The sequence below is a fragment of the Mesorhizobium sp. M7A.F.Ca.CA.001.08.2.1 genome (genome assembly GCF_003998455.1).
GTDB classification, from domain to species: domain Bacteria; phylum Pseudomonadota; class Alphaproteobacteria; order Rhizobiales; family Rhizobiaceae; genus Mesorhizobium; species Mesorhizobium ciceri.
Genome location: NZ_RZPW01000325.1, coordinates 976 through 6,515, shown reverse-complemented (window position 1 = coordinate 6,515; position 5,540 = coordinate 976). Strand labels below are relative to the sequence as shown.

Annotated in this window: 5 protein-coding genes; 2 read left to right on the top strand and 3 right to left on the bottom strand. The window is 62.8% G+C overall.

Going from position 1 to position 5,540, the window contains the following annotated elements:
• Nucleotides 1–877, top strand: an 877-nt coding sequence (locus EN914_RS19420) for a LysR substrate-binding domain-containing protein (protein ID WP_127389209.1), incomplete at its 5' end; no start/stop codon positions are given.
• A 32-nt stretch (nucleotides 878–909) separates the two neighbouring features.
• On the opposite strand, the gene der is transcribed toward EN914_RS19420, so the two are convergent.
• Nucleotides 910–2,343: a ribosome biogenesis GTPase Der gene (gene der / locus EN914_RS19415; RefSeq protein WP_013532848.1), complete on the bottom strand. Its 1,434-nt coding sequence runs from the start codon at nucleotides 2,341–2,343 to the stop codon at nucleotides 910–912.
• Entirely contained in the window at nucleotides 2,340–3,005 is a 666-nt protein-coding gene (locus EN914_RS19410; protein ID WP_013532849.1) for a tetratricopeptide repeat protein, read from the bottom strand. Before EN914_RS19410 ends, der begins: the two co-directional genes overlap by 4 nt.
• 214 nt (nucleotides 3,006–3,219) lie before the next feature.
• Between EN914_RS19410 and EN914_RS19405 the strand changes: the two genes are divergently transcribed.
• The gene (locus EN914_RS19405) at nucleotides 3,220–4,227 is read left to right on the top strand and encodes a polysaccharide deacetylase (RefSeq protein ID WP_024502629.1); all 1,008 of its coding nucleotides are present in this window, start codon (nucleotides 3,220–3,222) and stop codon (nucleotides 4,225–4,227) included.
• 33 nt (nucleotides 4,228–4,260) lie between these two features.
• Here the strand turns inward: EN914_RS19405 and sbmA are convergent, their stop codons facing one another.
• Complete coding sequence (gene sbmA / locus EN914_RS19400) at nucleotides 4,261–5,520, bottom strand: peptide antibiotic transporter SbmA (RefSeq protein WP_013532851.1); 1,260 nt, start codon at nucleotides 5,518–5,520, stop codon at nucleotides 4,261–4,263.
• Nucleotides 5,521–5,540 lie beyond the last annotated feature (20 nt).

Here is a 5,540-nt window from a genome sequence, read left to right as displayed (position 1 = left end):
GCGCAGTTTCGTCACCGGCATGGAGCTGGGTAGCTTTGCCAAGGCCGCTGACCGGCTTGGCCGGTCGACGTCGGCGGTCAGCGCGCAATTGAAGAAACTGGAAGAACAGGCGGCGACGCCGATCTTCCGCAAATCAGGACGCGGCCTCGCTTTGACCGAGGCCGGCGAGACCATGCTCGGCTATGCGCGCAGGCTGATCGAATTGAATGACGAGGCGGCATCCGCCATCCACGGTGTCGAGCTGGAAGGCTGGGTACGGCTCGGCTTGCAGGAAGATTTCGGCGAGGCGGTGCTGCCGGACGTGCTCGGCCGATTTGCCCGGGCGCACCCCAAGGTGAAGATCGAAGCCAGGATCGCACGCAGCCACGACCTTGCCGAAAGGGTCCTGTCAGGCAGCCTCGATATCGCGCTCGCCTGGCACTGCGGCGAAACGCTGCCCTACAGCCAGCATGTCGCCGATGTGCCGATGCGCTGGATCGGGCCGGCAAAGCGTATCGAGACCAGCCTGCGCAACAGTGAGCCGCTGCCGCTGGCGGCGCTCGAAGCGCCATGCCTTCTGCGCACGGTGGCAACCGAAACGCTCGACCGCGCCGGCCTGTCGTGGCGGATGGCCTTTTCCAGCCCGAGCCTTGGCGGCATCTGGGCAGCCGTGGCGGCGGGGCTGGGGCTGACAATCCGCACCGACATCGGCCTGCCGGCCAGCGTCAGCGCGATGACGCCGGAGATCGCCGGGCTGCCTGCATTGCCCAAAATGGCGTTGGTGCTGCACCAGAAGGATGCTGAACTGGATCCGGTGGCAGCGCGGCTGGCCGACATATTGCTGCAGGCGGCGTTGCAGGCGCTGCCACGGGACGAGCGGTTGAAGGAGGTCGCTTAGACAGCCGGAACAGGTATCCAGCGCCCGACCGCTTATTTACGCTTGTTCGACCTGCCGGCGAACGGATTGTCCGACGTGCGCAGCGCGATGCGGATCGGCACGCCGGGCATATCGAAGGCTTCGCGCAGGCTGTTGGAGAGATAGCGGACATAGGATTGCGGCATCGCATCGGGCCGCGAGCACTGGACAACGAAACCCGGCGGCCGGGTCTTGGCCTGGGTGACGTATTTGACCTTCAGCCGGCGCCCGGCCACGGCAGGCGGCGGATGGTGTGCCAGGATGCCTTCCAGCCAGCGGTTGAGCTTGCCAGTCGAGACGCGGCTGTTCCATACCTTGTGGGTCCTGATGACGGCATCCATCAGCTTGTCGAGGCCGCGCCCGGTCTCGCCGGAGACAGGTACGGCCTGCAGGCCGCGCGCCTGGGGAAGAAGCCGTTCCGTCTTCTCGCGCAGTTCGGCCAGAAGCTCCTGGGGATGGTCGATCAGGTCCCATTTGTTGAAGGCGATCACCGGCGCCCGCCCTTCCCTGATGATCAGGTCGGCGATCTGCAGATCCTGCTTCTCGAAGGGAATGGTGGCGTCGAGCACGATGATGACGATCTCGGCGAAGCGGATGGCGCGCAGGCCGTCCTGCACCGACATCACTTCGAGCTTTTCGTGAATCCTGGCCTTGCGGCGCATGCCGGCCGTATCGAACAGCTTCAGGCGGCGGCCATGCCAATCCCAATCGACCGAGATCGAATCACGGGTGATGCCGGCTTCCGGTCCGGTGAGCAGCCGTTCTTCGCCGATCAGCGCGTTGATCAGCGTCGACTTGCCGGCATTGGGACGGCCGACGACGGCGATGCGCATCGGCTTGGTGTCGTCATAGGTGTGCTCGGCATCCGGATCGGCGATATCCTCGCCGATCAGCACCTCGCCGGCAGCGATCTCTTCGTCTTCGCCATCTTCGTCTTCGCCGAAGGCGCGCGCTTCGCCGAGCGCGCCGATCACGGCGTCGCGCAAATCGGGCATGCCCTGGCCATGCTCGGCCGAAACCGGGATCGGCTCGCCAAGGCCGAGCTCCCAGGCTTCCAGCATACCGCCCTGGGCGCCCTTCGCCTCGGCCTTGTTGGCGACCAGCACGACCGGCTTGCCGGACTTGCGCACGATCTCGGCGAAGGTCCTGTCATCAGGCAAAAGGCCGGACTTGGCGTCGATGGTGAAGAAGATCAGGTCGGCCTCGCGGATAGCGATCTCGGTCTGCGCACGCATGCGGCCGGGCAAGGTCGAGGCACCAGCGTCCTCGAAGCCGGCGGTGTCGATGACATCGAAATGCAGGTCGTAGAGCTTGGCGGCGTGGACGCGACGGTCGCGGGTGACGCCCGGCGTGTCGTCGACAAGCGCCAGCTTTCTTCCCACCAGCCGATTGAAGAGAGTGGATTTGCCGACGTTAGGTCTGCCGATGATGGCGACTTTGAAGGTCACGACGCACTGCCCGACCCGCGGATCAGCTCGGACATCAATGTTGCGCGCTCGCGGGTGTTGCGCGGGGCGCCGTCATCGGCGGCGATCTGGTCGAACAGTTTCAGCGCGTCCTGCGTCTTGCCTTCCTTCCAGGCGGAAAGGCCGAGCGCCTCGCGCGCCGTGTGGCGCAGCGTGTTGGTGTCGGATGTCAGCGCTTCGACACGGCTGGACACGTCGGCGAACGAGCCATGGTCGACGAGCAGCAGCGCTGCCCGCAGCCGCGCCATGTCGCGAATGCTCTGAGGAATGGCCGTGTCGGCGGCGACTTCGTCGAAATCCTTGACGGCGGCGGGAACGTCGCCCTTGTTCGCCTTGACGGTCGCGCCGCGCATGCGTGCGAGCAGCGGATAGGCGCCGTAGCCATCCTTCTCCAACTGATCGAGCGCGGTCAGCGCCTCATCGTTCTTGCCGTCATTGGCAAGCTTCAGCGCCTGCGAGAACGCATCGCCCGAGCGGTTGGCGCGCGTCTCGTCCCAATAGCGATAGCCGACGAAGGCTGCGGTGCCGAGCACCACGAGGATCGCAACGACAATCAGGGCTGGGCCAAAACGGTCCCACAGCGCCTGCGCCTGTTCGCGACGGATCTCGTCGTTGACTTCACGGATAAAACTGTCGTCGGACATCAAATCAAACCATTCCTGCCCGGTCGGGCCTTTGTCAGCCCGCGTTTTAGCGAAATTTTGCCGGCATGGAAGGGGTTCGACCGGAAAATCGCCTATTGTCCGGGGCAAACGGATGTTTGCCCCGGACGAGCAGCCGAAGAGGCCCATCGCACCCGCGCCACATTTAGGCGATAGCCGGCTTGCAGACGTTCCCCGAGTTAAGATCAGATTTCCTATGCTTCGTCCGTTCCGCGTTGTTGCGTTTTCGCTTGCCGCGCTCGTCACTGCCGGCGTGGCTCTGGCCGACCCGCCCGCGCCACCGGTGCCGGCAAAGCCCAAGCAGGTCGTCATCATCTCGTTCGACAGCGCCCGCGACATTTCGCAGTGGAAGCGCAGTCGAGCACTGGCTGAGCGCACCGGCGCACATTTCACCTATTTTCTGTCCTGCGTCTTCCTGCTGTCGACGGAAACACGCAAGGAATACACCGCACCCGGCAGAAGCGCCGGGAAATCCAATATCGGCTTTGCCGCCTCCAAACAGGAAGTCACCGACCGGCTCGAGCAGATCGGGCTTGCCGCGCATGAGGGCCACGACATCGCCAGCCATGGCTGCGGCCATTTCGACGGCAAGGACTGGAGCAAGGCCGACTGGCTGAAAGAGTTCGGTTCGTTCGAGCACATTCTCGAGAACGCCTATGCCATCAACGGCATTGCGCCCGAGCCTGAGGGCTGGCGCGATTTCGCACGGCATGCGGTCGTCGGTTTTCGCGCGCCGTATCTGTCGACGGGCAAGGCGCTCTATGAAGCGCTGCCGGCCGCCGGCTATCAATTCGACGCCAGCGGCGTCTCGCAGGGCCCCGCCCGACCGACGGCCAGCAACGGCGTCATGCACTTTTCGCTGCCGCAGATTCCAGAAGGACCGAAGTCACGGCCGGTGATCGCCATGGACTACAATCTCTATGTCAGGCATTCCGGCGGCTTCGAACGGCCAAGCCAAGCGGGCGAGTTCGCCAACCGGACCTATGATGCCTTCCGCGCCGCCTTCGACAAGCAGTATGCCGACAAGCGTATTCCGCTGGAACTCGGCTTCCACTTCGCGCTGATGAATGACGGCGCTTACTGGAACGCGCTGGAGCGCTTTGCCGGCGAGGTCTGCGTCAAGGCCGATGTCGAATGCATCAGTTTTCGCGATTATGTTTCGCGGCAAGATGCTTCCCAGAAGCAAGCTTCGGTCGGCGGCTGAGCCGCCAACCCGGTTCGTTTCCAACCTCGATCTTTAGGCCGGATCCTCAGCGCCCTGCCTTGCCAGATAGCGCTGGTCGATATCGGGCAGCGGCTCGCCTTGCAGCGTCGCCTCGAAGGCGCGCAGGCGCTTGTGGACCGATTGCAGCTCGACGATGGTCGACCAGGAGGTGAGCAGAAACTGCAGCGAACCGGTCACCTTGCCGAATGCGTTCGAAATCTGGTTCAGCGCGCCGAACGTGATCTTGTGCGCCACCAGCGAGGGACCGAGGATCAGCAGCGAGAAAATGTTGTCGGCCTGCAGGTACGTGTAACGGACGACGTTGAAATAGATGTAGTGGAAATAGAGCCTGAAATAATTGTGGCGAACATTCTCGAACAGCTCGGCCGTGGTGGCCGGCTGGGCCCGGTCCGCGTGATCCTCGCCGTAGACGAGTTCCTTGCGGTAGGCTGCCTCAACGCGCTGGTTGCGGAACTGCAGCCCTGGAAGTTTCAGACCTGCAACCATGACCGAGATCGTCCCGAACAGACACCAGGCAAGGGCTGCGACAACCAATGGCTGTGGAATCGCGCCGATAATCGGCAACTCGGTGATATGGGCCTGCAACTGGATCATGACCGGCAGGAATGCGATCAAGGTCATGATCGACTGGACGAAGCTGGAGCCGAGATCTTCCATGATCTGCGAGAACCGCATCGTGTCTTCCTGGATGCGCTGCGAGGCACCCTCGATATGGCGTAGCCTGCCCCAATTCTCGACGAAGTAGTTGTTCATCGCCGTGCGCCAACGGAAGATCCAGTGACTGACGATGAAGGCGTTGACCACCTGCACATTCATGCCGACCAGGGCGAGCCACGAAAAATCAGCCAATCCGATATAAAATTCGCTGTTGGTCGACTTTCCAGTCCCCGACATCAGCCCCTGCACATAGTCGAAGAAAGGCCCATACCAGGCGTTGACGGCGACGCTGACCTGCACATTGAAATAGATGAAGAACAGGATGACCGCGGTCATCAGGATCGACCAGCGTTGCCATGGATGCGGCGAATACCAGCTCCAGAATGCGTAGAAGACGAGCACGCAGAACGCGAAATAGAGATAGAACCAGAGGAACGGCTTCGATACGAGGATGGCGATGCCGATGATGGGCGGCGCGCCGGCCGCGGCGGGCGGCAATCCGAAAACCGTACCTAATTGTTCACCACCGAAGAACCAGAACAGGATCGCCGCAAGGCTCCAGACGGCGGCCGAAGTGAAGAACAGCTTCGGCTGCGGGAAAAAGGATACGAACACTGTGGCGAATTCCTCGATCT